Source organism: Corynebacterium sp. MSK122, from assembly GCF_030229435.2.
Classification (GTDB): domain Bacteria; phylum Actinomycetota; class Actinomycetes; order Mycobacteriales; family Mycobacteriaceae; genus Corynebacterium; species Corynebacterium marquesiae.
On the sequence record NZ_JASPHV020000001.1, the window covers coordinates 154,225 to 179,834 of the forward strand.

The following is a 25,610-nucleotide window of genomic DNA, read 5'->3' on the forward strand; positions in this document are numbered from 1 at the left end:
CTCAGCACTAGACTGAGCGCCTTCTACGCCTGCCGTTTTACTCCCACTCGATGGTTCCCGGTGGCTTGGAGGTGCAATCCAAGACCACACGGTTAACGTCCTTTACCTCGTTGGTGATGCGGGTAGAAATCTTCTCCAGCACCTCGTAAGGCAAACGGGTCCAGTCCGCGGTCATAGCGTCCTCCGAGGACACCGGGCGCAGCACAATCGGGTGACCATAGGTGCGGCCGTCGCCCTGCACGCCGACGGAGCGGACATCGGCCAGCAGCACGACCGGGCACTGCCAAATCTGGTCATCCAGGCCGGCATTGGTCAGCTCGGTGCGGGCAATGAGGTCTGCCTCGCGCAGCGTCTCCAAGCGCTCCTCGGTCACCTCACCGATAATGCGGATACCCAAGCCTGGGCCGGGGAATGGCTGACGGCTAACGATCTCTTCTGGCAAGCCCAGCTCACGGCCGACGGCGCGAACCTCGTCCTTAAACAGCAGGCGTAACGGCTCGACCAGTTCGAACTCCACGTCATCCGGCAAACCGCCGACATTGTGGTGAGACTTAATATTCGCCGTGCCATCGCCGCCGCCAGACTCGACGACGTCCGGGTACAGCGTGCCCTGGACGAGGTAGTCGACGGTGGAGCCAGCAGGGGCGTCGTCAAGCACGCCTGCAACCGCCCGCTCAAAGGAACGGATAAACTCCGCGCCGATAGCCTTGCGCTTGGCTTCTGGGTCGCTAACTCCTGCCAGCTTATCCAGGAAGGCGGCGCGCTCATCGGCAGTCACCAGCTTCGCGCCGGTGGAGGCGACAAAGTCCTTTTCTACCTGCTCACGCTCGCCAGCACGCAGCAGGCCGTGGTCAACGAAAACACAGGTGAGACGATCACCGATAGCACGCTGCACCAGAGCGGCCGCTACAGCGGAGTCCACACCGCCGGACAGGCCGCAAATAGCGCGGCCTTCCTCGCCCACCTGGGCGCGGACATCGGCAATGAGCTGCTCGGCGATATTATCGGCCGTCCAGTTCTGCTCTAGGCCAGCAACCTCAGTAAGGAAGCGGGTAAGCACCTCCTGGCCATGCGGCGAATGCTGTACCTCAGGGTGGTACTGCACGCCGGCCATCTTCTTGTCTAGGCACTCCATTGCTGCAACCGGAGCACCGGCCGACGTGGCCGTAACCTCAAAGCCTTCGGGAGCGGCAGATACGGCATCGCCGTGAGACATCCACACCTTGTGGGTAGCCTCCAGGCCTTCATGAAGTACGCCGCCCTTGACATTTATATCGGTACGGCCGTATTCACGCTCGCCAGTCGACGACACGGTGCCACCAAGCGCATGGTTCATGGCCTGGAAGCCATAGCAGATACCGAAGACTGGGATGCCGAGCTCAAGCAGCTCCGGCTTCAGAGCCGGGGCGCCGTCAGCATAGACAGAGGACGGACCGCCCGTCAGAATAAGCGCGGCGGGGTCTTTAGCTTTGATTTCCTCCACAGACGCGGAGTGAGGGACAACCTCGGAGTAAATCTTGGCCTCGCGCACGCGGCGGGCAATAAGCTGCGCGTACTGAGCGCCAAAGTCCACAACGAGGACGGGGCGCGGGGTAGTATTTGGCTTAGTCACGTCCCATAGTCTAACCCACTAAACTGATAGCTTATGAAGCGCTTGGCTATTGTGCTCGCCGCGAGCCTGTTGTTGTGCGGTTGTGACGCCACCCCAACTACGGCGGAGGTGGCGTCTACGCTGGATGAACAAGGCCCGCAACAGGTGACACTTCCGGCCGCGGAAGTCTTTGGAAGCGAGTGGGATGAGTGGGTTCCATTGTGCGGCACGCAGCAGGCAGAGCGCGCGGGGCATCCAGAAGTAGCGCAAAATTCGGTGGTTCTACGCGCGAGCGGCGAAGAGAAGGTTGTAGAGCTCAATCCCTCGGGAGTACGCGTGTGCCCAATCCACAACGCAGGGCAATGGCGGCCAACGGCGGGCAAGACCACGTGGAGGCGCGAAGGCGGCTGGCAATTGATTTCCTAATCACTCTCCTACCTCGCCACCTGGCATCTGTTCAGCGGCGAAGGAAGTAATAGGGCAAAGAAACGCGGCTGCGCCAAGAAGGCACAGCCGCGTCGGAAACTCTCGCACGGATTAGTAGCGAACGGCGAGTTCGACCTTCTGGAAAGACTTCAGGTCGGTGTAGCCACACTTGGCCATGGAACGGCGCAGCGCGCCGACCAAGTTGGTGCGGCCGAAAGGCTCGCTGGAGGGGCCATGCAGCACGGTTTCCAGCGACGGGGTGGCCGACTCTTCTGTGGCTTCGGCCGGGGTACCGGTGGTGAGGAAATCGACGTCCAAGTCGGTATCGGCCCCGGAGAACTGAACGAAACCGCGTGGGAAACGCGGGTGGCCGGCCGTGGCAGGCCAGTACCAGCCCTTGCCGCCGGCCTCGCGGGCCTGAGCCAGCAGTGGGCCGAGAACAACGCCGTCAGCGCCGCAGGCAAAGGCCTTGGCAATATTGCCGGAGTTTTCAAACTCGGTATCGGCGATGATGTGTACGTAGCGGCCGCCGGTCTCGTCGAGGTAGTCGCGGCGGGCTGCGGCGGCGTCGGCAATCGCGGTGCCCATGGCCGAGTCGATGCCTACGGTCTCGGCGTTAGTGGTCACGCCTGCGCCAACGATGACGCCGGCCGCACCGGTGCGCATCAGGTGTAGCGCAGTGGTGTAGTCGGTGACTCCGCCGGCGATGACCGGAACGTCAAGAGAGCCAATGAACTCCTTGAGGTTCAGCGGCTCACCGCCGGTAGCCACGTGCTCGGCCGACACCAAGGTGCCCTGGATAAATAGCAATTCGGCACCGGCCGCGATGACCTTTGGGGCCATCTCTCGCGCATTCTGCGGAGAAACGCGCACAGCGACGGTAACTCCGGAGTCGCGGACTTGGGAGATGCGTTCGGTGAGGAGGGCGTCGTCAAGCGGTGCAGCGTGCAACTCTTGGATGATGGAGTTATCACCCGGCTGCGAGTAAATGCGGGCTAAAGCTCCCTCGAGGTCCTTGTGGCGGCCCCACAGGCCCTCGGCATTGATGACGCCGAGGCCACCTTGCTTGCCCATCTCGATGATGAACTCAGGGGTGGCGAGCGCATCGGTGGGGTGGGATACGAAGGGGATGTCGAAGGTATAGGCGTCGATGTGCCAGGTGGTGTCCACGTCCTTGGAGGAACGGGTGCGGCGCTGCGGCACGATGGATAGTTGCTCTAGATCGAAGGTGCGGCGGGCCTCGCGGCCGATGCCGATTTCGGCGTATTCACGCATGATATTCCTAGCGGTAGTTTGGTGCTTCTGCGATTTGCTGCAGGTGGTGCGGGTGGGATTCCTTCAGGCCCGCGGCGGTGATTTGAACGAAGCGCTTGGTCTTTAGCTCGGCCAGGGTGGCGGATCCGGTATAGCCCATGGAGGCGCGCAGACCGCCGATAATCTGGTGCACGATGGCATCGATATCGCCACGGAAGGGCACGCGACCCTCGACGCCTTCCGGAACCAGCTTGTCTTCGCTGCGGACATCGGCCTGGAAGTAGCGGTCCTTGGAATAGGAGCGCTTCTCGCCGGAAAGTCCGCGACCCTGCATGGCGCCCATGGAACCCATGCCGCGGTAGCGCTTGTACTGCTTGCCCTGGTAGACCACGATGTCACCGGGGGCTTCGGTGGTGCCGGCAAACATGGAGCCCAGCATGACGGTATCGGCGCCGGCCGCCAGGGCCTTGGCGACGTCGCCGGAGTACTGCATGCCACCATCACCGATAACCGGCACACCGGCCGGGCCAGCTACTGCGGCGGCCTCCATCAGGGCCGTAATCTGCGGCGCGCCCACGCCGGCGACGACGCGGGTGGTGCAAATGGAGCCTGGGCCGATGCCGACCTTGATGGCGTCGGCGCCGGCATCGATCATCGCCTGGGCGGCCTCACGGGTGGCGAGGTTACCGCCGATGACATCGACCTTGGAACCGAAATCCTTTTGGACGCGGGCGACCATTTCCAGCACGCGGTTGTTGTGGGCGTGGGCGGAGTCGACGACGAGGGCGTCCACGCCGGCGTCGACAAGCGCGGCGGCGCGTTGATAGGACTCTTCGCCGGTACCGATGCCGGCTGCAACCAACAGTCGGCCGGCCGAGTCCTTGGACGCGTTAGGGTACTGCTCGGTCTTGACAAAGTCCTTGACGGTAATCAGGCCGGTGAGTTTATTATCCGCATCGACGATGGGCAGCTTTTCCACCTTATTGGCCGAGAGCAGTTCGAGGGCTTCCTTCTTGGATACGCCCTCGCGCGCAACGACGAGCGGCATGGCCGTCATGACCTCGCTGACCTTGCGGTCAAAGTCAGGTTCGAAGCGCATATCGCGGTTGGTGCAAATGCCCACCAGGGTGCCGTCCTCGTCTACCACCGGCAGGCCGGAGATGCGGAAACGGGCGCACAACGCGTCTACTTCCCCGATGGTCATATCCGGGCGGGCAGTGATGGGGTCGGTGACCATGCCGGACTCGGAGCGCTTCACAATCTCTACCTGCTCGGCCTGGTCCTCGGTGGACAGGTTGCGGTGCAGCACGCCGATACCACCCTGGCGGGCCATGGCAATGGCCATGCGGGCCTCGGTCACGGTATCCATGGCGGCCGAGGCAAGCGGAACGCCGAGGCGGATATTGCGGGTAAATTGCGCGCCAGTATCGACCTCGGAGGGCACGATATTGGATTCGGCGGGCAAAAGGAGCACATCATCAAAGGTCAGGCCGCGCAGGGCTACCTTGTTCGGGTCATCTCCACCAGTATGAATACGGTTCTCGCTCATCGAGGTCTCTCCTTAACAGGTTTAGCGGCTAACCTAACTGTAGTGCGTTGCCGGCCGAAGACACCATTTGGGCAGGGGGTAAATTGCCTCGGGAGGGTAAGTTCAATAGGCTCGCAGGCGTGAACTTCTTCGCCAATATGCCCCGCGATCCTTTCGCCGATGATCCGAATGACCCCGCCTCCTTCTTGGAGGAAGACGAGCAGGTCATGCCGCTTACCGACGACGACCGGATCGCCATCATTCACGACCTCGCGCTGGTGCAGAAATTTGCGTCCATCCTCGGCCCGCGCGGCATCGATGGCATCTTCTTCTTGTGCGAGGATTGCCAGGAAAACCACTTTTATGAGTGGGACATTATGGCCGCCAATATGCGCGCCACCCTTGAAGGCGAGCTAGCACCGGTGCACGAGCCAAGCGCCGAGCCAGATCCCTCCCGCTACGTGCCTTGGGACTACGCCTTGGGTTACTTGGATGGCCTAGAGGGCCGCTAGCTTCTACTGCTGCTGGCCCAACTCGATGGTGGTCGTCGGCCCATCCTCAACGTTGGGGTTGGGCTGCGGGTTTGGCTGCCCTTGTTCCGTGACCACCACGGTTTCGGTAGCGTATTGAGTTTCGGTCACGGTGACCTGCTCCGGCTGCTGTTCCGGTTGCGAAGCCTCTTCCGCCACGGTTTCGGTGGCGGTCTCCGTCACGGTGTGCGGGGTAGGCTTCGGGTGCGCAGAGCGCTTTTGTTCCGCCTCGCGGTTGGCAGCGATGGCCTTTTCTTCTTTGCCTTCGGCCTCGTCCAGCTTGGCGCGGGCGTCCTTCATCAGTTCGCGAGCGCCTTCAATATCGCCTTCGGCCGCGCGAGATTCCATCTCTTCCAGCGTCCCGGCCAGCTCCACGTTGCGGGTCTTATCACCCTTGTCAAAGGTTCCGGCGTGCAGCATCGCACCACCAGCGCCAGCGATGACTAGGGTTGCGGCGGCAGCGCCGATGAGCCCATGTACGAACGGGCCGCCGCGGCGGCGCTTGCGGGCCTGGCCTAGGTCGATGACCTCAGGCTCAGCGTCGGCGCCTTCTACCAGCGGAGCTGGAGGCATCTGCTTATCGACGTCCCCCTTTAACTCCAGCAGCAGCTCCGCCAGGTCATCCTGACGGTCGGAAGGGGCGTTCCCCTTCGAAAGCTCAGTGAGGAATGCATCATCATCGACCAAGGGCTGGAGCTGTTCCGCTAGGTCGTCGTTATCGCCGTGGTGCTTCGGTGCCATGATGGTGTCTCTCCCCCTTCCTTTCTGTTATGAAATATCTGCTGTAAGAGTCGGCCGCTAGGCCCTTAGCGCGCAGTTTCCTGGGCGGCCTGGAGGGTCTTTCGCAATTGAGCGAGTGCTCGGTGTTGTGCGACACGAACCGCGCCTGGGGTGGAACCCACAATTTCCGCGGTCTCTTCTGCCGACAAACCGTTGAACACGCGCAGAATAACGATGTTTTTCGCCTTGTCACTTAACGTATCGAGCAAGGCGCGCATTCTGTTACTACCGTCGGTCTCCAGCGCCCACTCTTCAGGGGTGGCGTCACGCGCGGAGTCTTCTGGAATTTCTTCGGTAGGGGTGGACTTATCGCGCCCCATGGCGCGGTGGGCATCGGTGACCTTATTGAAAGCGATGCCATAGACATAGGCCATAAACGGGCGGCCTTTGTCCTCGTAGGAGCCAATAGAGGTGGCCACTGCAAGACAGATCTCTTGGGCTACATCCTCCGCGGTGGGTTGACGGCCGCCACCGATGCGGGCGCGGCAGTAGCGCAGCACCTGCGGGTGAATGATCCGCAGGACTTTTTGCAGCGCTCGACGGCTGCCGTCGACGGCATGCGGGACGAGATCCGCTAGCTCCTGTTCTTTATCACTCACGTATGCACCCTCTGAGATGTTTTCGACCGGTAACTAACCATATTGGCACACAGGAAGTTTATGCAAAGACAACGCGCAGCCCCATTACCTATGCAATCTGAGAGACAGAAAATTCACAAACCGTTAACCTTCGACGTTTGCGCTGGTAAACCATGGTGTAGGAAGAGGAATGGCGAGAACAATACTTAAAAGTCAAAAATCGGTAACCCACCGTTTACCCACGCGCGAAACACTACGTGAGGTTGCTTTCCGCGACACTGCGGAAGCCGCACAAGAATTCTCGCCCTTACAAAGGAGCTTATTAACGTGTCTCAGCCTCATTTGCTTCCCGGTCCCACCGCTGACTTGTGGGATTGGCAGCTACAAGGCGCCTGCCGCGGAGAAAACTCAGATGTGTTTTATCACCCAGATGGCGAGCGCGGCCGCGCCCGCGCCCAGCGCGAGAATCGCGCCAAAGCCATCTGCAATTCTTGCCCGGTCATTGATTTGTGCCGCGAGCATGCCTTGCAATCCGCCGAGCCCTATGGTGTATGGGGCGGAATGAGCGAATCCGAACGCGTCGTAGAGCTTCGCCAGCGCCGCCGCGCCACTGCCCCTGTCAACGCTTAGGACGGGAAACTAGGGGGAGACGAGGGCGTCGGCAAGAAAGCGCCCTGTCACCGAATCACGCTGCTGTGCCAAGTCAGCTGGTGAGCTACCATAGACCAGCTGGCCACCGGCTGAACCGGCGCCAGGGCCCAAGCCGATGGCGTGCTCCGCATGCGCGATTACGGCCAAGTTGTGATCGATGCAGATGACGGAGTGGCCGGAGTCCACCCGCTCATCACGCCCTGCTCCACGTAGACCACACCCGCACCGCTGCGCTTGGGGCAGGCACTCTCGGAATACGCGGAAAAGAGTGCAGGTTTAACGCCATTGGCCTTGGCGAGGGCCTTGCGAATGGGGTCGGTATCAGCGGTGACCTTGATGTATTCCACGACCCTAGCCAGGTACAACAAAACCCGCCACGCGGGAAGCGGGGCGGGTGATGTTGGTAGCCGTTTAGTGCTGGTGGCCGTGACCGGCGTCAGCAGGCTGCTCTTCCTGTGGCTTTTCCACCACGGAGGCCTCGGTGGTAAGAACCATGCGGGCCACGGAGGTAGCGTTGACCACGGCGGAGTGGGTGACCTTCACCGGATCGATAATGCCGTTATCGATGAGGTTGCCGTACTCGAGGGTATTGGCGTTGAAGCCTTCACCGTTGGACATCTCGGCAACGCGGGAGACGACGACGGCGCCGTCGAGGCCAGCGTTTTCGGCGATCCAGTAGGCCGGGCGGGTCAGGGCGCGGGCGACGGCGAGGACGCCGACCTTAGCCTCGCCCTCGAAGCCCTCGGCGAAGGACTCGAGTTCCTTGGAAATCTGGACCAGCACTGAGCCGCCGCCGGCGATGACGCCCTCTTCGACGGCCGCGCGGGCCGCGTTGATGGCGTCTTCGACGCGCAGCTTGCGCTCGTTGACCTCGGTCTCGGTAGCCGCACCAACACGGATGACGGCCACGCCGCCGGAGAGCTTAGCCAGGCGCTCCTCGAGCTTTTCCTTATCCCAGGTGGAATCGGTGCGCTCGATCTCGCGACGGATCTGCTCGCGGCGTTCCTCTACGGCCTCAGCGGTGCCGCCACCATCGACGATGACGGTGTCATCCTTGGTGATGGTCACGCGACGGGCAGAACCGAGCACGTCGAGGCCAGCCTCGTTGAGGTTGACGCCCACCTCTGGGTCGATGACGGTGGCACCGGTAACGACGGCCAGGTCATCCATGAATCCCTTGCGGCGCTCGCCAAAGTACGGAGCCTTAACGGCCGCGACCTTGAGCACCTTGCGGATGGAGTTGACGACGAGCGCCTGCAGCGGCTCGCCCTCGACGTCTTCCGCGATGATGAGGGTCGGGCGATTGGTCTCGGCGATCTTCTCCAGCAGCGGCAGGAAGTCCGGCAGGGAGGAGATCTTGTTGCGGACGAGCAATACTGCGGCGTCGTCCAGCACGGCGTGGTAGGTCTCTTCCTCCGTAGCGAAGTACGGGGAAAGGTAGCCCTTATCAAAGGAAATGCCCTCGGTGACGTCGACGGCGGAGTCGATGGTCTGGGATTCCTCGACGGTGACCACACCGTCTTTGCCCACCTTGTCCATGGCGCCGGCAACCATCTCGCCAACCTCTGGGTCGCGGGAGGAGACGGTGGCTACCTGGGCGATTTCAGAGGAAGAGTTGACCGCGGTGGCGCGGGCCTTGAGCTCCTCGACGGCCTTTTCGGCCGCCGCCGCGATGCCGCGGTTGAGCTCAATGGGGTTGGCGCCGGCCGCGACGTTGCGCAGGCCCTCGAAGATGAGCGCCTGGGCCAGCAAGGTAGCGGTGGTGGTGCCGTCACCTGCGGTGTCATTGGTCTTGACCGCAACGGACTTGACCAGCTGCGCGCCGAGGTTTTCGAAGGGCTCCTCGATGTCGATATCGCGGGCGATGGTCACGCCGTCATTGGTGACGGTGGGGCCACCGAAGGCCTTGGACAGCACGACGTTGCGGCCGCGCGGGCCGAGGGTGACCTTGACGGCATCAGCCAGCGTATCGACGCCGCGCTGGATTCCCTCGCGGGCTTCTTGGTCGAATGCAATCAGCTTTGCCATAAGTGGGCCTACTTCTCGATGACGGCGAGCAGGTCACGGGAGGACAGCAGCAAGTACTCCTCACCGTTGTACTTCAGCTCGGTGCCGCCGTACTTGGAAAAGACCACGGTATCGCCTTCATTGACGCCTACCGGGGTGACCTCACCCTTGTCGTTGGTGCGGCCTGGGCCTACGGCAACGACGGTAGCTTCCTGCGGCTTTTCCTTGGCGGAATCCGGAATAACCAGGCCGGAAGCGGTGGTGGTTTCAGCTTCTACGATCTGTACGAGGACGCGGTCCTCGAGAGGCTTAATGTTTGCCATGATGTTTCCTCCGTAGTGTTCGTATGCACGCCGGTATGGCGCGCGCGTGCCGGTTGTGGATGTCCAGCACAGCCGTCGTCGCGGGTGAACAACTGTGGGTCAAACAACCTGATTAGCACTCTACCCTCGTGACTGCTAACCCTCAACAATGACCCGGCCCACATTCCTACGCCCTCAGCGATCCCTTCAGCGCTCTCGTTGCCCGGCGCGTACAAAGCCGGCCAGCGCCAGCTTGACGACGCCCAGAGCGATAAACATGGCACCAAAAATCACGGTGAAGGCCGACCACCACAGCTCCTCCGCCAGCGTTCGGCCGAAGGAAGCCTGTGGGATGAGCAGGTGGTGGAGCGGGAGGAGCGTCGCCAAGCACAGCGCCCAGACCACGCTGGCCGCAGTCAGGGTGAGGCATGCCGCCTCCCCCACTTGCACGCGGGCCCAGGCTGAGGCGGTGGCGCCGGCCAGGGTGAGACCGCGGATATCGGAGGCGATGCGCCCGCGCATGAGCAGCGAGGTAAGCACAGCGCCCACGATGCTGGGTGCAAAGACCGGACCTAAAAGAGCGACGAAGACCTGCCACGAGGACAAGGTGCCACCGGCGCCTGCGTCGCTTGCAAAGCGCAGGCCCGAGCCGACGGCGACAATAAAGCCGCCGACGAGCACCCAGGGCACTATGTGTGGGGTGGAAAAGTTGCGGCGCACGCGCACATTAGCCCCAGCGATGCCGGCCGCGCGGGTCCATTGGTCGATGCCGGGCATGAGCCAAGGTAAGAAGAGGGCGACGAGTATGACCAAGCCCATCTCGGCCGAGAGGAGGTCGCCGGGGTCCTCGATGTGCAGGCACCCGTAGACCGTGCCGCCAATGGCCGCGGCCGCAAGCGCGAATTTCACCAGAAGCCAGGCCGGGTGTGCGGCGGCGCGCGGCCGGAATACACGGCGCAGTGGAGGGAGCGCACCAACCAGGGCCGCGGACATGCAGACGGCTACCGCAATGACAACGACCTGGCCGGTAATGGCAATGTCTGGCATGGGGATGCCATCGCTGCGTAGGGCGCGCACGCACGGGGCAAGCAGCGAGCGGGCAGGCAGCACGCCGAGCAGCCCGGCGCCCGCGCTGACCACGGCGACTTGTCCCAGGATGAACGCGAGGATCATCCACCCGGGCATGCCCACCATGCGCCAGGAGCGGTAGACCGGCTCGCGCTCGGCAATGATAAGGCGCATCTGCGATAGCGTCACCAATACCACCACGCACAGGGCCATGCCCAGCACCGTGCCACCCAGCGGGCCGGCGGGGTCTCCTTCGGTTCCGGAGGAAGCCACCAGCATGGCTAGCGCCAGCGTGCACGAGGTGGAAGACACCACCAGTGTCAGCGCCACGGCCAGCCACGATAACCAATTGGATTGTAAGTCCTTAAGCCACACCAGCATGGGCCACCTCCTCTAAGGAAATGATCCGGTCGGCCGCTTCGGCGGCGAGGTGCGAGTGAGTCACCATGACCACGCTGGCGCCATCGCGGGCGGCGGCGCGCAGGTGGGAAAGGACGGTGGATGCGGTGGCGTCGTCAAGCGCGCCCGTAGGCTCGTCAGCGAATATATAGGGCGCCTGGGCCAGCAGTGCCCGGGCGACGGCCACGCGTTGCTGCTGCCCGCCGGAAAGCTGCCCGGGCAGGCGGCGCTCCAAGCCAGCAAGGCCGAGCGAGTCAAAGACCTCTACCACCTGGCCGCGTGTAGGGCGCCGGCCGGAAAAGCGCGCGGTCAAGGTGGCATTGCGCTGCGCGGTGAGGGCTTCCAGCAGGTTATAGTCCTGGAATACAAATGCCCGCTGCGTGCGCCCCGGCGCATTGACTCGGCCGGAGGTGGGATTATCCAGCCCGGATAGCAGGTTAAGAAGCGTGGTTTTACCGCTGCCGGAAGGCCCCATGATGGCGACGAATTCGCCTGGGGCGATGGACACAGTGACGCGGTTGAGCACGGTGTGGCGGCCGTAGCGCTTGCTGAGGCTATCTGCTTTTAACATGCCTTTGATTCCACTCGGCCGCGCAGAAGAAAGACATGGGGCGGGCTACCCGGAAAATGGTAGAGCTAGCTCTACTGACTCACCCTGGCTAAGGCGGCTAGGCTCATGGGTTATGCGAACCCTCAAAGCCTGCGCGTGGAGCCTTGTCCTCGGCGCGCTATTTATCCCGGCGTTGGTGGTTTCGGTGCTGATGCTGCCGTGGGTTCCGCTGGTAGGACGCGCCGCGGAATTTGTCGGCCGGTTGGGTGCGCAGTGGATGGGCGTGGAGATCCCACCCCGGCGTGCGGGCCGCTGGTTTGATTGGCAGCAGTTTTATCACCTTATTGTGCAGCTATTGCTTTCAGCTGCCTGCTTTGCCGCGTGGACTGCCTTGGGGTTTACGGCGGGCGTGCTGGTAATTGCGCCATTCGTGCCAAAGACCGAATTCTCCTTTGGCGAGTGGTCTACATCCAACCGGCCGCTCATTTTCTTCACCTGCTGGCTGACCGCTTCGTTGCTGGTGGCTTTATTGGTGGGGCTCAACCGCCTGCTGGTCTTGGCATCGACCTCGCTGACTCGGCTGGCATTGAGCCCCTCGGCCGAGGAGTTGGCGGCCTCGCGTGCCACGCTTATCGATGCCTTCTCCGGCGAGCGCCGCCGCATCGAGCGCGAACTGCACGATGGTCCACAGCAGTACCTCACCGCGCTCAAGCTCAACTTGGCTGCGGCAAAATTGCAAGCTCCTCCCGAGGCGCAATCGGCCTTGGCCGATGCGGAGCATAATGCTTCATTGGCCTTGGCCTCCCTGCGCGCGACGGTGCGCGGCATTGCCCCGCAGGTGCTTTTCGACACCGGATTAATCCCCGCCCTCGACGAACTCCTCGCCCACTCCGGACTGGAGACCGAACTACACGTCGAAGGTGCCGAGCGCTCGGTGGATGAGACCACTGCCCTGCTGGCTTACCACGCGGTGGCCGAGGCGCTTACCAATGCGTCCAAGCATGGCGCGGCCACCCAGGCGACGGTAATAGTTGCTTTTGGGGACACGCTGCACCTAGACATCGTTGATAATGGCACCGGCCCCAGACTTGGCCCCGAAGCTGACCTCGGTCCCACGGCCAAGGAGCCGGCTGAGACCGGCACCGGTATCGCCGGTTTGCGCGAACGCGCCGCTGCACTGGGCGGCACGGTGAGCTTTGCCGCCGCACATGACGCGGCTGCGGGTGAACGCGGTGGCCGGCTGCAGGTCGAATTGCCGCTGAAGGAGGCCGAATGAAACTACTACTGGCGGAAGATTCCGCGCTGCTGCGCGCGGGGCTCGAGCAGCTACTTAGCACTCTGGGGCATAGCGTTACGGCGGCCACGGATGCCGAAGAACTGCGCGCTATTGCCGAGCAGGAAGATTTTGACCTGATTATCACCGATGTGCGCATGCCACCGACCATGACCGACGACGGCCTGCGCGCCGTGCATGACCTGCGAGCGGCCAATCCCACCCAGCCGGTGGTGGTGCTCAGCCAATACGTAGCGGCAAGCTACCTCGACCGGCTCTTGGAGCACGGCGGATTCGGATACCTGCTTAAAGAGCGCGTTTCTGCTGTGGAAGAATTCGTGCGCACGCTAGACGAGGTCGCGCGCGGCGGCACCGTGGTGGACCCCGAGGTGGTCACTGCACTGCTGTCAGCGCGGCGTACTGGTTTAGCCCAGCTCACCGCCCGCGAGCGGGAGGTACTGGGGCTTATGGCCCAAGGATTGAGCAATAAAGAAATTGAAGACACGCTTGTTCTTACCGCCGGAGCGGTAAGCAAGCATGTCTCCAATGTGTTTATGAAGCTCGGCTTTCGGCCCGAGGACTCTAACCGGCGGGTCAAGGCCGTATTGACGTGGCTGCGCCATACCGAGCGCTAGCCAGTGGGCCGACGCTAGTTACTTCTTCGAGCTGAGCCCACCGAAAATATCGCTGGAGCTCAGGGAGCTGCCGCTTTGCGGGTCCTTGGGCACCTCTTGAGCGTCCGGCTCGATGGAATCGGCGGGGTCGGTGGCGTCGTCGGCAGGCGCAGCGCCGCGGTCCTTCTTCTTGAGCGAAACCTTATCCACCAGCGTGTTATTGGCTTCGTTGAAGGTGGTGAAGGTGAGCGTGTCATCGGAGACATCCACGCGCATGTAGTCCTCGGTGTAGTCCTGGCGCCACATGGCGGTGGACTCGTGGGCAAGCTTCGGATCGATGGTCTCCATGCGCGCGCCCTTGTGCTTCTTATTATTGACATCGGTGAAGTCGTAATACTTGCCGCCACCTGCGGTGGTGGTGGTCAGGTACAGCGCCTCGCCATTCTTGGGCTCGAGAACATCGCCGCGCTGCGGCTTTTCTTCCGGCAGGACCGGCTTATTGTTCTTCATCAGGTGGCTGCGGGTGTAGATGTGGTCGTGGCCGGAGAGCACGGCATCGACGTTGAGCTCAGAGAGTACCGGGGTGAGCTTCTCGCGCAGGTTGGTGACGTCCTTATCAAAATAATGGGTGCCCTGGGAGTATGGGCCGTGGTGCATGCCGATGACGATCCAGTCATTATCCGCGCCACGGGATTCGATGGCCTCGCGCAAGAACTGCTCGTGGCGGGCGATATCGGCGTCGGAAGAAGCATTGGAGTCCAAACCGATGAAGAGCACGTTATTGCGCTCGAAGTAGTGGTCGCGGATATCGTGCGCCTGGTGCGGGTTGGAGAAGTGCTCATCATGGTGCTTCATGGTGAGGTTATAGGTCTCGTGGTTGCCCGGGACCGTATTGGTAGGGATGTGGCGAATCTCCGGGGCGGAGAAGTACGCATCGTACTGCGGCACCTTCGCGCCCCAGCCCTCAACCTGGTCACCCAGGGACCAGATCATGCTGGCATTCGGTACATGGGAAGCCGCGTGGCCGATGGTCTTGCGCCACTGTTCGGCTTGGTCATCCACCTTGAGATCTACGCCGATCTGTGGGTCTGCGACGGTAAGGAAGGACCAGTCATCACCATTGGAGCCGGTGTTGAAGGTCTCTGGCTCGGACCAGCCGCCTTCCTCGGAGCCAACGCGGTAGGAGTACTCGGTATCCGGCTGCAGATCGGTAGCGGTGGCAAACTGGGATTTATACAGCAGGGCGCCGTAATCGCGCTCGTCGGCGCGGAAGGTCTTGGTGCCTTCTGGACCGGTAACCTCGAGGAACTCGTCTGCCTTGGACTTCGTGCGCCAGGTAACCATGACCTGTGATTCATCCTCGCCCGGCTGCAGGATGGTGCGGTAGATGGGCACATCAGCAGCCAGCGCCGGAGCGGCGGGCACGATGGCGGCGGCACTACCCACAGCGAGGGCGGTGGCGAAGGAGGCAACGAAGCGCGATGAACGGAGCATACAGTTTTCACCTTTTGAGTCTTAGAAGAAGCGGTACGGCTCCCTAGAACACCATAAGAATGTGAACACCGTATTACGGGCGTGCGAAAAGCGCTTGAACCCTACCTGTGAGAGGCGGGGATTAGAGGCTCTTATCGGAGTTGATAACGGCCGCGCGCCAGAGGGTGTATTCCTCCGGGTTATCTTCGCGGTAGTTCTTGACGGCGCGAATGCCCTGTTCCACGGACTCGATAACGGCATCGATGGTGGTATCTTCACCCTGGGCGTCGACGAAAATGACCGGGCCGCAGATGGAGCGGATGGGGTCCTGCAGGAAGGCGGCATTGCCGGTGGCGGCCGCGTTGCGTGCCAGAGAGGCTACCGGGTTAGGCTCGGCGCCTTCGGCCTTGGCTTCGGGGTTGTAGAGCGCGGCGTAGGTGGTGCCATCTTCTTGGAATACAACGGAGACGCGATCCTCGGTGGTGCCGCCCAGGAACTGGTTGGCATCCTCCAGCTCGAACTCGAGCTTGCGGCGGGTGAGATCAGGGTTGACAAGGAAACCGACGGTCATGAGAGAAAGCTCCTTCAGAAAGCCAAGAGGGCATGAACGCCTTTAGAGTACCGGCCCCGCGCCCCACCTGCAGCGCGAGCGAGAAGAACTTTAGGTTAACTGCGGCTCTTCCACGTCCATTTGGGTATCGGTGCCTACGCCGAGGCCAGAGGGCTGGGCACCTTCGTGGATGAGCTGCGCACCGATGGCCGCGATCATCACGCCGTTATCGGTGCACAGGGAAAAGCGCGGCACGCGCAGCTCCACCCCGGCCGCGGCGCAGCGCTCGGCGGCCAGCTCGCGCAGGCGGGAATTAGCGACCACGCCGCCTCCCAGTAGCAGCACCCGGGCGCCGGTGTCCTCGCAGGCACGCACGGCCTTGGCGGTCAGGACATCGGCCACGGCTTCTTGGAAACTGGCGCAGACATCTTCCACGCTGATGGTCTCCCCTGCCTTTTCGGCGCGCTCCACGTAGCGGGCCACGGAGGTCTTGAGCCCAGAGAAGGAAAAATCGTGGCGGTGCGGACCGCGCAGATCCTCGGCGCGGGACATGCCGCGCGGGAAATCGATGGTAGCTTCGCCGCGGGCAGCGAGCTTATCAATCACCGGGCCGCCCGGGTAGCCCAGCCCGAGGAGGCGGGAGACTTTGTCGTAGGCTTCACCTGCGGCGTCGTCAAGCGTAGAGCCCAACTCTCGCATGGGCTTGCCGACGGCCTCAACCTCCAACAGCTGCGTATGCCCGCCCGAGACCAAGAGGGCCACCGAGTGCGGCAGCTCTTCGCCTTCCAGGTTGGCCACGGCAACGTGGCCGCCGAGGTGGTTAACGCCGTAGAAAGGCACGCCCCAAGCCGCGGCATAGGCCTTGGCGGCCGAGGCACCCACCAGCAAAGCACCGGCCAGGCCGGGCCCTACGGTGGCGGCAATGGCATCTGGCTTAGCGATGCCCGCCTCATCCAGCGCCGCCTGCATCACCTGCGGCATGGCCTCAAGGTGGGCACGGGAGGCGATCTCCGGGACGACGCCACCGAAACGCGCGTGCTGCTCCATGGATGAAGCGACAGCATTAGCGAGGATCTCCATGTGACCGTCCTCGCGCAGCTCGACGATGCCCACGCCGGTTTCATCGCAGGAGGACTCGATGCCCATGATCTTCATGACTACTCCTTAATCTTCTTGGCTATCTTCTGGGCGCTCGGACTGGCGCGGGCGCACCATCACGTGCGCATCCGCCCCGGAGGGTTGGTAATAATTCTTGCGAATCCCCTGCTTGGCAAAGCCGTAGCGCTCATACAGGCCAATAGCAGGATCGTTGCCCACACGAACCTCGAGGAAGACCGGGGCATCCTTGAGATCCGCGATATGGCAGATATTGTCCATCATCATCCGCGCGATGCCGCGGCGTTGCGCGGCGGGATCGACGCCGATGGTGTGGATTTCAAACTCCGGGTCCGCGGCCGGCCCCATCATGCCGATGCCCGCATAGCCTAGGAGTTCCAAGGGTTCCGGTTCCTCGATCGCACCTTCCACCCCGAAATAGAAGTTGAAGGGCTGGGCCATTTCTTCCCGGAAAATCCGGCTGGACCAGGGTGTCTCTCCGGGGAAAAGGACCTCTTCCAGCGCGGCACACCGGGGTGCATCGGCCGGGGTCAGCTCGCGCAGCTTCACAGCTCAACCTTGGGAATGGCGGCAGAGAGCTGCTGCTGCTTTGGCGGGACCGCATCTGGGCGGCGTAGGTACAGCGGCACGACGGGAGCCGGTTCTGCCTCTAGGTCGGCCGCGGCAACGAGGGCCGCTGCGGTTGGATGGGCCGCGCGGTGCGGCAGGGCGGCGAGCTTCTCGGGGAGCTGCTCAGCAAGGCGATCGGGAATAATGACCTGCGCGGTGGAGGCAAGTTCCACCTTGAGTTCGGCCGGTTTCGTCACCGCGGGGCCAGAAATGCGCTGCACACCGGAGTCGATGGCACGGTAAGTGGCCCAATAGATCTCTTTGCGGCGGGCGTCGGTGGCCACCAAGGCGGTCGCCTCGTCGGCTGCGGCGGCAGGATCTAGGTGTAGCTCAGCAGCGGCCGCGATGGCATCGTGCGTGCAGATGCCGTGGAGGGGGATAGAAAGGGCGTCGGCAAGCGCGGAGGCAGTTGCCATACCCACGCGCAACCCGGTAAATGGACCCGGGCCCACGCCGGTGACCACCGCTTCGAGGTCGGAATACTCCATGCCCGCCTCTGCGAGGACCTCAGTGATGGTAGGAATGAGCAGCTCATTATGCGCGCGGGTATCCTCCAACACGCGCTCGGTGCTCTGCCCAGTTGCGGTATCCACTACCCCGGTAACCAGGGCGGTGGTAGCCGTATCGATCGCGAGGACGCGCATTAGGCGACCATCTTCCAGGTGCCATCCGCGCGCTGGAAGCCCAGCGGCTGGGTGCCCTGGATCATGGGCACGCCACCATCAAGGCTCTGTCCCTGCTGCTCCATGGCCTTGACCTGCATGTCAATCATCTCGCACACCTCGACCTTTTCCGGATCCAGCTCTTCGATGAAGGGCTTAGCGCTCTGGGAAATAGCTACTGCGTAGCTCTTGCCTTCAGGCACCGCACCATCTTCAAAGGTGATGTTCTCGGTGTCGATCTGTGCTTCCTTGACCTTGTCCTCGCGCATGCCCGGGCAGATGAAACCGATGGCGGGGTATTCCTCACCATAAACATCGGTGGGCATGAGGGTCATAAACTCCAAGTTATTTGGTGCCTTGTCCAGCGTGGAGGCGAGGTTTCCCTCCAAGTGGTCATCCTCGCGCAGCGTGGCGGAGGCAAGAAGAACCATCATGACAACGATAAAGATGGCGATGATGGCGGCGGTGAGGTTGCGAGCGAATTTAGTCATGGGGTGAGTATGGCTCCTTGAAAAGATGTTTAAGTTTCAGGCGGGCGGCGGTAATTCTGGCAATCGATGCTACCTGGTTAACCGCAACACAAAACCCACAGGGTAGTGCCTGCCAGTGTAGGCGGGCGACCCTGTGGGTGAGTAATTAACGCGAGATATTGCCGCTATAGCAACAGCAGGAGCAGCACCTGCGAGGCAATGATCTTGCCGATAATTGTGGTGGGATAGACCGTGGCCCATCCGCGGCCGGCCAGCTCGGTGCCGGTTTGATCACGAATATAGGCAAAGACTGCAGGGTTGGTGGTCATGCCGGCCGCACAGCCCATGGCCTCGTCCCACTTCAGCTTCAGGACCAGCATGCCGATGACGCCGATCAGGATGGCGGAGACCAGCGTAATGATAAGGCCCACGCCCATGATGGTCAGGGAGGATGGATCCATCAGGGCATCGCGGAAAGAGGCGCCGGCCGAGGTGCCCACGCCAGCGAGGAAGAGGGTCAGTCCCATATTAGAAATGGTTTCGCGCGTGTGAAATGGCATCTGCCAGTTAAGCGGACCTGTCCGGTTGAGGTAGCCCAAGAGCAGGCCGACAACCACGGGGCCGCCACCAAAGCCCAGCTGCAGGGTGGAACCGCCCGGCATCGGAATCGGAATGAGGCCGAGCAACATACCCAGCGACAGACCGATAGACATGGACAGCAGGTCCGCGTTGCCCAAAGCCGCTTCAGAGTCACCGAGGTACTTGCGCACGTACGGCAGGCGGATCGGGCTGGTTACTACGCGAACACGGTCCGAATAGTTAAGCACCGTATCCGGGTGCGGAACAATGTCATTATCACCCTTGCGGACACGAGCGATGATAAAACCGTGATCAAGAGCCTTGATCTCGCGGACCGACTTGCCAGCAATATCCGGGTTGGACACGGTAATGCGTGCGTATTTTAGGCCGGCATCCTCAGTAAGCTCCACCGGGTATTCTTCACCCAAGATCTCAATGGCCTTATCGACGGCCTCTTCGGAGCCGTTGAGCAGGTATGCCTCGCCCTCGCACAACGGCATTTCCGGAACAGCTAGGCGGTGACGCTCCTCATCAGAGATGATTCGGGTAGCCACCACGGTCTGGCCAGTAACGCGGTAGATATGGCCAGCGGTATCATTAAAGTTCTTGGTCAAACGCACGCCCTTGGCCACAAGCTCGGCGGGAATCATGCCCTCTGTGCGGGCATCTTCTTCATGGTTGACCTTGAGCACCTTGGCACCGATGGCGGCGACGAGGATCGCGCCGATTACCGCGCCTGGATAAGCCAATGAGTAACCAACGACCGGGGTGGAATCGCCCACCATTTCCACCACGGCGGCCATACCCGGCGTGGAGGAGAGCGAACCGGCGAACATACCGACGGCCTCTGGCACGCTTAGACCAAAGCCACGGATGAGGCCATAGCCAACCGCAACCAAGACAACCAACATGCCCAGCATGAAGACGGTGAGCTTCCAACCGCGGGTTTTAAACTCGCGGACAAAGGAAGGACCGAAGCTAAGGCCAATGGCGTAGACGAAGATAGCCAGACCGAATTGATAGACCAGCGGCGGAATTTGGATATCCGGATTGGCAGTAGATAGACCCAGTGCCACGAACATCGCAGCCGCAGCACCGAGGGAGATGCCGAAGATCTTGATCTTGCCAATCGCTAGACCCACCGCCATGATGACGAAGAGAGATAGCAAAGGACTTGAGGCGAGAAAATTCAACACCGTAATAGAATTACGTAGTGGTTATACCCGGATCAAGTTAACCACTCAGTGTTAATGATCACTTTATCCCCCTGAGGCTAAGATATGTGCTAAGCAACACCTTGCCAGGACCATGTGAAGCGGCGAACATCCTCATCTGCGCCGGCATAGTCCGCCGGCTCGCGGTCAATGCTGATAAATAGGTAGCGCTCCGTAATCTGCTCTACTAGTCCCCCGCCCCATTCGGCAATAACCACGGCGTCTTCTAGCTCCGTGTCCAGGTCGAGGGCGTCAAGCTCCCCTAACGGATCCCCAGAATTAGCACCGCCTTCATCGAGCACGCGGTAGGCATCCACGTGCACAAGGTCCGGTCCGTCCACCGTTGAGCGGTGCACGCGGGCGATAACGAAGGTCGGCGAGGTAACGCGACCTTTAACCTGCATGCCCTTGGCGACACCCTGCGTGAGCGTCGTCTTTCCAGCCCCCAACGGCCCATCCAGGATCACTACATCGCCGGCTTCAAGCGCCGCACCCAGCTCTTCACCAAAGGCATAGGTTTCTTCCACCGTGGATAGGTCGCGGCTGCCGGATTCCGGAAAACTACTGCGCATCATCTTCACCTATATATTCGCGTTCGGTGCGGCCATCGGGCAGGCACACCACCTCATAGTTGATGGTGCCTGCTGCCGCGGCGAGATCCGTGGCCGATACTCCCCCGTTGCCAAAGATCACGGCTTCTTGCCCCGTGTCCACGCCATGCGGGTTCTCACCTAAGTCCACCACGATCTGATCCATGCAGATTCTTCCTACCTGTGGGTAGAGGTGCCCACCAATGCCCACGCGCAGGTCGCCCTGATAGCCGCGCGGCAGGCCATCGGCATAACCACAGTCCACTGTGGCCAAAAATCCCGGCTTATCCGCCTTCCAGGTCAATCCGTAGCACGTGCCCTCCCCTGGTTGAATGGGCTTGACGTTGAAAATCTGTCCGGACCAGGTCATGGCGGGGCGCAGGCCGTGCTCGCGGCCTTCGATGGGCTCCAAGCCATAGCAGGCGGCGCCTACGCGCACCTGCTCGAAATAAGAGGAAGGGCGCGTCAGCACGGCAGGCGAATTGGCCAGGTGATTGACTGGGCACTCCAGGCCAATCTCGCGCGCGAGCCGCAGGGCCGCGCGAAACGCCTCCTCTTGGGCATCATTGTGCGGATTATCCGGCTCATCGGCACACGCAAAGTGAGACATGAGCCCGAGCACTTTGATGTGTGGGGCATCGCGCAGCACCTTAAAGGTCTCTGCCCAATCCTCTTCATCCACACCGGAGCGGTGCATGCCGGTTTCCACCTTGACGTAAATCTCCGCGGGAATTTCGGACTTGACCAATTGATGCGCTTGCTCGAGAGAGTTAACCGCCACCTCAATACCGCAGGCAAGCGCCTCTTCGAGGATTTCTTCCGTCTGCCAAATCCACGCCACGATGGGCGCATCCACGCCCGCGCGGCGCAGGTCCACGGCCTCCCGCAGGGTGGCCACGCCAAAGCAATCCGCGCCGGCGCGCGCCATCACCGGAACAACCTTGGCCGCGCCATGCCCATAGGCATCGGCCTTGACCACGCACATCAGCTTGACCTCAGGCCCCACCTTTTCCTTGATGAGGCGGACGTTGTGCGCAATAGCGGAGAGATCAATCGTGGTTTTCAGCATGCCCACCATTGTGCCACTGTTCACCCTTGTGCTGAATTCGGGTAGGGTGCGGCGCACTGACTCGCGATACCTCCACCTTGGAGTTGGCTCATCCAATGTCCTCTATGGAAACTTGTCTCGTAAGTTCTATCCGCGAGCAGAAATCTTCATCGTGGCTCACCACTAGCAACGCGCCCCGATAGTTTTTCAAGACCGAGACCAACCAATCAACAGTTGAAATATCAATGTTGTTAGTCGGCTCATCGAGCATTAGAAATTGTGGCGCCGGATCCGCTAAGAGCACTCTGGCGAATTCCGCTCTAAATCTTTCGCCTCCCGAGAGGGTCCCTGTCAACGCATGAACCGAGTCAGATTGAAACAACAACTGAGCAAGCTGATCACGGATGAACTGCGGATTCTCTTGTGGATTCGCGTTAGTAACCACGTCCCATACGCTTAAAGAAGGATCTAATCCAATTCGTTGACGCAAGTATCCTGAATTGTCGATCACGTAGCCCGCCTCACCGGAGTTAATTCGGTTTAAGAGCGTGGTCTTGCCACTTCCATTTGGTCCTGACAAACGCACCCGTTCTGAGCCGACAATTGAAAGCCCAGGAATCGAAATAACCCGCCTTCCTTCCGGCAGCTCAGTTTGTGGCAGCTCGATATACACCGAATTATCATCTCGTATGTTTCGCTCAGCTCGGGCCAAAGAGCGTTGGGCCGCTTCAACTGCGCCTGAATGCAGCTGCGCTCTGCGCGATGCCGTCTTTTCGGATCGCTGCATATCAAGCTTCATCGTCATGCCTGGTTTGCGCTTCGACTCCGCGAACTTCTTTCCACGGCGCGCATCACGCTCAATCCGTGTTTGCATTGCTTGTCGTTCGCGGAGTTGCTGCTTATAAGTCGCCTTGGCGGTAGATACTGCTTTTTGAGCTACTTCCTGTTCTGCATTAATCGTGGCAAGGTAGTTAGAATAGTTGCCTTGGAAGAAGCGTAGGTTCCCATCCCTTAATTCCGCTACCTCGGAAACTACATCCAACAGATCTTTGTCATGGCTTACCACTAACACCGGCGCCGCGGCACTTACCAACATATCTTTCAGATGCTTCTTCGCAGTTTCGTCGAGGTTATTGGTCGGTTCATCAAGGATAATGAAATCTGGCTCAGACAAGAACACCGCCACCAAAGCGACGCGGACCGCTTCCCCTCCAGAGAGACTTTCGATAGGGCGGTCCAACGGGATATCCAATCCGGCAGCAGAAAGGGCAACGGTAATGCGCTCACCGACGTCCCATTGCTCCCCAATTAACTCATAGAGTTCTGGTTCATACTCACCGGCTTCGACCGCGGAAATCGCCGCGAGCACTTGGGTGACACCGAAGATGTCTGCTACTACATCAGTTTCATTCCAAGCAAGGTCTTGTGGCAGGTACGCTATCGATTCCGGCTTTTCCACCGTTCCAGCAGTGGGCAAGATTTTACCAAGGATGACGCTTAACAGAGTTGTCTTTCCTGCACCATTATCCCCAATGAGCGCAGTTAAAGGGCTGGAAAAGGCACCGTTTAGGCCACTGAAGCAGGTTGTGCCATCGGGCCATACTAGGGAAAGGTCGTTCAATAAAATAGGCATGCTTAAATCCGTTCTTCCTTTAGTGTTTTATGCAAAAACACGACGGATGAGCATTGCCTACTCCTTTCACCGACAACAATTGCTCCCCATAGCATAACAGTTTCAAGCTTCAAAGAAAGGCCAAAGCCCCCTTACCTCCCACGCAAGAAACGCGGCAAGTAAGGGGGCTTAGCTAGTACCGTTCGGTGTGGATTACTCTACGGTCACGGACTTGGCCAGGTTACGCGGCTGATCCACGTCGTAGCCCTTGGACTTTGCTACATGGGCAGCAAAAATTTGCAGCGGCACGGTGGCCAGCAGCGGCTGCATGAGGGTCGGCGCCTTCGGGATGCGGATGACGTGGTTAGCGTAATCCTCCACGGCGGTATCGCCTTCTTCCGCAATCACGATGGTGATGGCACCGCGGGCGCGGATCTCCTGGATATTGGAGACGACCTTGGAGTGCAGGGAGTCGCGGCCGCGCGGGGACGGCACGATGACGAAGACCGGCTGGCCTTCTTCAATCAGCGCAATCGGGCCGTGCTTGAGCTCGCCGGCGGCAAAGCCCTCGGCGTGCAGGTAGGCGATCTCCTTGAGCTTCAGCGCACCCTCAAGCGCTACAGGGAAGCCGACGTGGCGGCCCAAGAAGAGCACGGATTCCGCATCCTTCATGGAGTTGGCCAGGTTGGCCACCTGGTCCTCTTCGTCGATGACGTTTTGGACCTTGTCCGGCATGTGACGCAGCTCAGCAAGAACGCTCTGGATTTCATCGGCGAACATGTTGCCGCGCAGCTGGGCCAGGTAGAGGCCGAGCAGGTAGGTGGCGGTGATCTGCGCCAGGAAGGCCTTGGTGGAGGCTACGGCGATTTCCGGACCGGCGTGGGTGTAGAGCGCGGCATCGGATTCGCGCGGGATGGACGAGCCCTGAGTATTGCAGATGGCAATGACCTTGGCGCCCTGCTGGCGGGCGTGGCGCACGGCCATCAAGGTATCCATGGTCTCGCCGGACTGGGAAAGTGCGACGACCAAGGTCTTCTCGTTCACGATGGGATCGCGGTAGCGGAACTCGTGGGCGAGCTCGACCTCGGTAGGAATGCGGCACCAGTGCTCGATGGCGTAGCGCGCCACATGGCCGGCGTAAGCGGCCGTACCGCAGGCAATGACGATGATCTTGTCAATGGACTTCAAAACGGTCTCATCGATGCGCAGATCATCGAGAGCCAGCTGGCCCTGTTCATCGAAGCGGCCGAGCAGGGTATCGCGCACAGCGGCGGGCTGATCGTGGATTTCCTTTTCCATGAAGGAATCGAAGCCACCCTTTTCGGCAGCGGCGGCATCCCACTTGATTTCAAATGGCTTGCCCTGTGCAGGGTTGCCCTCATAATCGGTGATTTCTACCTCGTCGGCGGTGATGGTCACGACCTGGTCGTTGTCCATCTCCACGGCGGACTTGGTGTAGTCAATGAAGCCGGATACATCGGAGCCGAGGAAGTTCTCGCCCTCGCCCAGGCCGATAACCAGCGGCGAGTCACGGCGAGCGGCAACGATGCGATCGGCCTGCTCGGCGTGGATGGCCAGCAGGGTGAATGCGCCCTCCAGGCGAGAACAGGTCAGCTGCACGGCCTTGGTGAGGTCACCAGCGGCCTCGTTGTGGAAGACATCGCCCAGCAACGTAGCGGCAACCTCAGTGTCGGTCTCGGAAACGAAGTTGTAGCCCTTATTCAAAAGCTCGGACTTGAGCTCGGCAAAGTTCTCAATGATGCCGTTGTGCACCACGGCCAGCTTGCCACCATCGACCACGTGCGGGTGCGCATTCAGATCGGTAGGGCCACCATGGGTAGCCCAGCGGGTATGGCCAATGCCCAGCACGGAGTCTGGCAACGGGCGGGCCTCAATCTCAGCATCCAGCGCAGCGACCTTACCGGCCTTCTTGCGCCAGCTAATGTCCCCGTCGGCGTACATTGCTACGCCAGCGGAGTCATAGCCGCGGTATTCCAAACGGCGCAGCCCTTCCAGAACTACGTCGAGGGCGAAGTAATCACGGTCACCACCAGCGTGACCAATATATCCAACAATTCCACACATGGTTGCTGATTTTACAGCACGAGGGGCGAACCTCTAGGCGGGCGGGGCGTC

Annotated in this window: 27 protein-coding genes; 5 read left to right on the forward strand and 22 right to left on the reverse strand. The window is 61.1% G+C overall.

Annotation, left to right across the window (positions count from 1 at the left end; genetic code table 11):
• Positions 1-37 precede the first annotated feature (37 nt).
• Positions 38-1,612, reverse strand: coding sequence for a glutamine-hydrolyzing GMP synthase (gene guaA, locus QP934_RS00760; RefSeq protein ID WP_198492554.1), 1,575 nt, complete (start codon positions 1,610-1,612; stop codon positions 38-40).
• Positions 1,613-1,645: 33 nt separating this feature from the next.
• Here guaA and QP934_RS00765 point away from each other — a divergent pair, with 33 nt between their 5' ends.
• Complete coding sequence (locus tag QP934_RS00765) at positions 1,646-2,017, forward strand: hypothetical protein (RefSeq protein ID WP_337888051.1); 372 nt, start codon at positions 1,646-1,648, stop codon at positions 2,015-2,017.
• 111 nt (positions 2,018-2,128) lie between these two features.
• Here the strand turns inward: QP934_RS00765 and QP934_RS00770 are convergent, their stop codons facing one another.
• Positions 2,129-3,292, reverse strand: coding sequence for a GuaB3 family IMP dehydrogenase-related protein (locus QP934_RS00770; protein ID WP_225745937.1), 1,164 nt, complete (start codon positions 3,290-3,292; stop codon positions 2,129-2,131).
• A gap of 7 nt (positions 3,293-3,299) precedes the next feature.
• Complete coding sequence (gene guaB / locus QP934_RS00775) at positions 3,300-4,820, reverse strand: IMP dehydrogenase (RefSeq protein ID WP_005326824.1); 1,521 nt, start codon at positions 4,818-4,820, stop codon at positions 3,300-3,302.
• A 119-nt stretch (positions 4,821-4,939) separates the two neighbouring features.
• On the opposite strand from guaB, the gene QP934_RS00780 reads away from it, so the two are divergent.
• Positions 4,940-5,311: a DUF5319 domain-containing protein gene (locus tag QP934_RS00780; RefSeq protein WP_269946397.1), complete on the forward strand. Its 372-nt coding sequence runs from the start codon at positions 4,940-4,942 to the stop codon at positions 5,309-5,311.
• Between the two features lie 3 nt (positions 5,312-5,314).
• Here the strand turns inward: QP934_RS00780 and QP934_RS00785 are convergent, their stop codons facing one another.
• Complete coding sequence (locus QP934_RS00785) at positions 5,315-6,070, reverse strand: hypothetical protein (protein ID WP_284787161.1); 756 nt, start codon at positions 6,068-6,070, stop codon at positions 5,315-5,317.
• Positions 6,071-6,135: 65 nt separating this feature from the next.
• Entirely contained in the window at positions 6,136-6,708 is a 573-nt protein-coding gene (locus QP934_RS00790) for a sigma-70 family RNA polymerase sigma factor (protein ID WP_284787160.1), read from the reverse strand.
• A gap of 306 nt (positions 6,709-7,014) precedes the next feature.
• Between QP934_RS00790 and QP934_RS00795 the strand changes: the two genes are divergently transcribed.
• Positions 7,015-7,317, forward strand: a complete 303-nt coding sequence (locus QP934_RS00795; RefSeq protein WP_198492550.1) for a WhiB family transcriptional regulator — start codon at positions 7,015-7,017, stop codon at positions 7,315-7,317.
• A 9-nt stretch (positions 7,318-7,326) separates the two neighbouring features.
• Here QP934_RS00795 and QP934_RS00800 read toward each other — a convergent pair whose 3' ends face one another.
• The 6 genes from QP934_RS00800 to QP934_RS00825 all read right to left on the reverse strand — a co-directional run bounded on the left by QP934_RS00800 (position 7,327) and on the right by QP934_RS00825 (position 11,685).
• Complete coding sequence (locus QP934_RS00800) at positions 7,327-7,485, reverse strand: daunorubicin resistance protein (RefSeq protein WP_284792237.1); 159 nt, start codon at positions 7,483-7,485, stop codon at positions 7,327-7,329.
• Positions 7,476-7,685 carry a hypothetical protein gene (locus QP934_RS00805; protein WP_284811093.1) on the reverse strand — a complete coding sequence of 70 codons (210 nt, stop codon included), beginning with the start codon at positions 7,683-7,685 and terminating at the stop codon, positions 7,476-7,478. Before QP934_RS00805 ends, QP934_RS00800 begins: the two co-directional genes overlap by 10 nt.
• A 64-nt stretch (positions 7,686-7,749) precedes the next feature.
• Positions 7,750-9,366 carry a chaperonin GroEL gene (gene groL, locus QP934_RS00810; RefSeq protein WP_337888055.1) on the reverse strand — a complete coding sequence of 539 codons (1,617 nt, stop codon included), beginning with the start codon at positions 9,364-9,366 and terminating at the stop codon, positions 7,750-7,752.
• 8 nt (positions 9,367-9,374) lie between these two features.
• The gene (groES, locus tag QP934_RS00815) at positions 9,375-9,668 is read right to left on the reverse strand and encodes a co-chaperone GroES (protein ID WP_005322702.1); all 294 of its coding nucleotides are present in this window, start codon (positions 9,666-9,668) and stop codon (positions 9,375-9,377) included.
• A gap of 186 nt (positions 9,669-9,854) precedes the next feature.
• On the reverse strand, positions 9,855-11,096 hold the full coding sequence (locus QP934_RS00820; protein ID WP_419126532.1) for an FtsX-like permease family protein: 1,242 nt from the start codon (positions 11,094-11,096) through the stop codon (positions 9,855-9,857).
• Positions 11,080-11,685, reverse strand: a complete 606-nt coding sequence (locus QP934_RS00825) for an ABC transporter ATP-binding protein (RefSeq protein WP_419126533.1) — start codon at positions 11,683-11,685, stop codon at positions 11,080-11,082. The genes QP934_RS00820 and QP934_RS00825 overlap by 17 nt, the downstream gene beginning before the upstream one ends.
• Before the next feature lie 112 nt (positions 11,686-11,797).
• Here QP934_RS00825 and QP934_RS00830 point away from each other — a divergent pair, with 112 nt between their 5' ends.
• Positions 11,798-12,940: a sensor histidine kinase gene (locus QP934_RS00830; RefSeq protein WP_284792317.1), complete on the forward strand. Its 1,143-nt coding sequence runs from the start codon at positions 11,798-11,800 to the stop codon at positions 12,938-12,940.
• On the forward strand, positions 12,937-13,572 hold the full coding sequence (locus tag QP934_RS00835; protein ID WP_284792319.1) for a response regulator: 636 nt from the start codon (positions 12,937-12,939) through the stop codon (positions 13,570-13,572). The genes QP934_RS00830 and QP934_RS00835 overlap by 4 nt, the downstream gene beginning before the upstream one ends.
• 18 nt (positions 13,573-13,590) lie before the next feature.
• Here the strand turns inward: QP934_RS00835 and QP934_RS00840 are convergent, their stop codons facing one another.
• The 11 genes from QP934_RS00840 to glmS all read right to left on the reverse strand — a co-directional run bounded on the left by QP934_RS00840 (position 13,591) and on the right by glmS (position 25,559).
• A complete protein-coding gene (locus QP934_RS00840; RefSeq protein ID WP_419126534.1) occupies positions 13,591-15,045 on the reverse strand; it encodes a fibronectin type III domain-containing protein in 1,455 nt (484 codons plus the stop codon).
• 121 nt (positions 15,046-15,166) lie between these two features.
• Positions 15,167-15,595 (reverse strand): hypothetical protein, encoded by a 429-nt coding sequence (locus tag QP934_RS00845; RefSeq protein ID WP_284787152.1) that lies wholly within the window; start codon positions 15,593-15,595, stop codon positions 15,167-15,169.
• 90 nt (positions 15,596-15,685) lie between these two features.
• Positions 15,686-16,729 (reverse strand): tRNA (adenosine(37)-N6)-threonylcarbamoyltransferase complex transferase subunit TsaD, encoded by a 1,044-nt coding sequence (gene tsaD, locus QP934_RS00850; protein WP_284787151.1) that lies wholly within the window; start codon positions 16,727-16,729, stop codon positions 15,686-15,688.
• A 9-nt stretch (positions 16,730-16,738) separates the two neighbouring features.
• Positions 16,739-17,239, reverse strand: coding sequence for a ribosomal protein S18-alanine N-acetyltransferase (gene rimI, locus QP934_RS00855; RefSeq protein ID WP_225745948.1), 501 nt, complete (start codon positions 17,237-17,239; stop codon positions 16,739-16,741).
• Positions 17,236-17,943 carry a tRNA (adenosine(37)-N6)-threonylcarbamoyltransferase complex dimerization subunit type 1 TsaB gene (tsaB, locus tag QP934_RS00860; protein ID WP_284787150.1) on the reverse strand — a complete coding sequence of 236 codons (708 nt, stop codon included), beginning with the start codon at positions 17,941-17,943 and terminating at the stop codon, positions 17,236-17,238. Before tsaB ends, rimI begins: the two co-directional genes overlap by 4 nt.
• Positions 17,943-18,452, reverse strand: coding sequence for a hypothetical protein (locus QP934_RS00865; RefSeq protein WP_340418999.1), 510 nt, complete (start codon positions 18,450-18,452; stop codon positions 17,943-17,945). Before QP934_RS00865 ends, tsaB begins: the two co-directional genes overlap by 1 nt.
• 164 nt (positions 18,453-18,616) lie before the next feature.
• The gene (locus tag QP934_RS00870; protein ID WP_419126537.1) at positions 18,617-20,206 is read right to left on the reverse strand and encodes an aspartate:alanine exchanger family transporter; all 1,590 of its coding nucleotides are present in this window, start codon (positions 20,204-20,206) and stop codon (positions 18,617-18,619) included.
• Positions 20,207-20,295: 89 nt separating this feature from the next.
• The gene (tsaE, locus tag QP934_RS00875; protein WP_419126570.1) at positions 20,296-20,796 is read right to left on the reverse strand and encodes a tRNA (adenosine(37)-N6)-threonylcarbamoyltransferase complex ATPase subunit type 1 TsaE; all 501 of its coding nucleotides are present in this window, start codon (positions 20,794-20,796) and stop codon (positions 20,296-20,298) included.
• A complete protein-coding gene (gene alr / locus QP934_RS00880) occupies positions 20,786-21,889 on the reverse strand; it encodes an alanine racemase (protein WP_284792334.1) in 1,104 nt (367 codons plus the stop codon). Before alr ends, tsaE begins: the two co-directional genes overlap by 11 nt.
• Positions 21,890-21,971: 82 nt before the next feature.
• Entirely contained in the window at positions 21,972-23,495 is a 1,524-nt protein-coding gene (locus QP934_RS00885; protein WP_419126539.1) for an ABC-F family ATP-binding cassette domain-containing protein, read from the reverse strand.
• A gap of 192 nt (positions 23,496-23,687) precedes the next feature.
• Complete coding sequence (gene glmS / locus QP934_RS00890) at positions 23,688-25,559, reverse strand: glutamine--fructose-6-phosphate transaminase (isomerizing) (RefSeq protein ID WP_337888062.1); 1,872 nt, start codon at positions 25,557-25,559, stop codon at positions 23,688-23,690.
• Positions 25,560-25,610 lie beyond the last annotated feature (51 nt).

What these genes read in the sequence shown, in the direction of transcription:
- QP934_RS00765 (WP_337888051.1), top strand. Translation starts at nt 1,646, where the DNA reads ATGAAGCGCTTGGCTATTGTGCTCGCCGCGAGCCTGTTGTTGTGCGGT.
- groES (WP_005322702.1), bottom strand. Translation starts at nt 9,668, where the DNA reads ATGGCAAACATTAAGCCTCTCGAGGACCGCGTCCTCGTACAGATCGTA.
- glmS (WP_337888062.1), bottom strand. Translation starts at nt 25,559, where the DNA reads ATGTGTGGAATTGTTGGATATATTGGTCACGCTGGTGGTGACCGTGAT.
- QP934_RS00830 (WP_284792317.1), top strand. Translation starts at nt 11,798, where the DNA reads ATGCGAACCCTCAAAGCCTGCGCGTGGAGCCTTGTCCTCGGCGCGCTA.
- QP934_RS00865 (WP_340418999.1), bottom strand. Translation starts at nt 18,452, where the DNA reads ATGACTAAATTCGCTCGCAACCTCACCGCCGCCATCATCGCCATCTTT.
- QP934_RS00785 (WP_284787161.1), bottom strand. Translation starts at nt 6,070, where the DNA reads ATGGCACCGAAGCACCACGGCGATAACGACGACCTAGCGGAACAGCTC.
- QP934_RS00840 (WP_419126534.1), bottom strand. Translation starts at nt 15,045, where the DNA reads ATGCTCCGTTCATCGCGCTTCGTTGCCTCCTTCGCCACCGCCCTCGCT.
- QP934_RS00820 (WP_419126532.1), bottom strand. Translation starts at nt 11,096, where the DNA reads ATGCTGGTGTGGCTTAAGGACTTACAATCCAATTGGTTATCGTGGCTG.
- tsaD (WP_284787151.1), bottom strand. Translation starts at nt 16,729, where the DNA reads ATGAAGATCATGGGCATCGAGTCCTCCTGCGATGAAACCGGCGTGGGC.
- QP934_RS00885 (WP_419126539.1), bottom strand. Translation starts at nt 23,495, where the DNA reads ATGCCTATTTTATTGAACGACCTTTCCCTAGTATGGCCCGATGGCACA.
- groL (WP_337888055.1), bottom strand. Translation starts at nt 9,366, where the DNA reads ATGGCAAAGCTGATTGCATTCGACCAAGAAGCCCGCGAGGGAATCCAG.
- QP934_RS00845 (WP_284787152.1), bottom strand. Translation starts at nt 15,595, where the DNA reads ATGACCGTCGGTTTCCTTGTCAACCCTGATCTCACCCGCCGCAAGCTC.
- guaB (WP_005326824.1), bottom strand. Translation starts at nt 4,820, where the DNA reads ATGAGCGAGAACCGTATTCATACTGGTGGAGATGACCCGAACAAGGTA.
- QP934_RS00770 (WP_225745937.1), bottom strand. Translation starts at nt 3,292, where the DNA reads ATGCGTGAATACGCCGAAATCGGCATCGGCCGCGAGGCCCGCCGCACC.
- tsaE (WP_419126570.1), bottom strand. Translation starts at nt 20,796, where the DNA reads ATGCGCAGTAGTTTTCCGGAATCCGGCAGCCGCGACCTATCCACGGTG.
- tsaB (WP_284787150.1), bottom strand. Translation starts at nt 17,943, where the DNA reads ATGCGCGTCCTCGCGATCGATACGGCTACCACCGCCCTGGTTACCGGG.
- QP934_RS00835 (WP_284792319.1), top strand. Translation starts at nt 12,937, where the DNA reads ATGAAACTACTACTGGCGGAAGATTCCGCGCTGCTGCGCGCGGGGCTC.
- QP934_RS00825 (WP_419126533.1), bottom strand. Translation starts at nt 11,685, where the DNA reads ATGTTAAAAGCAGATAGCCTCAGCAAGCGCTACGGCCGCCACACCGTG.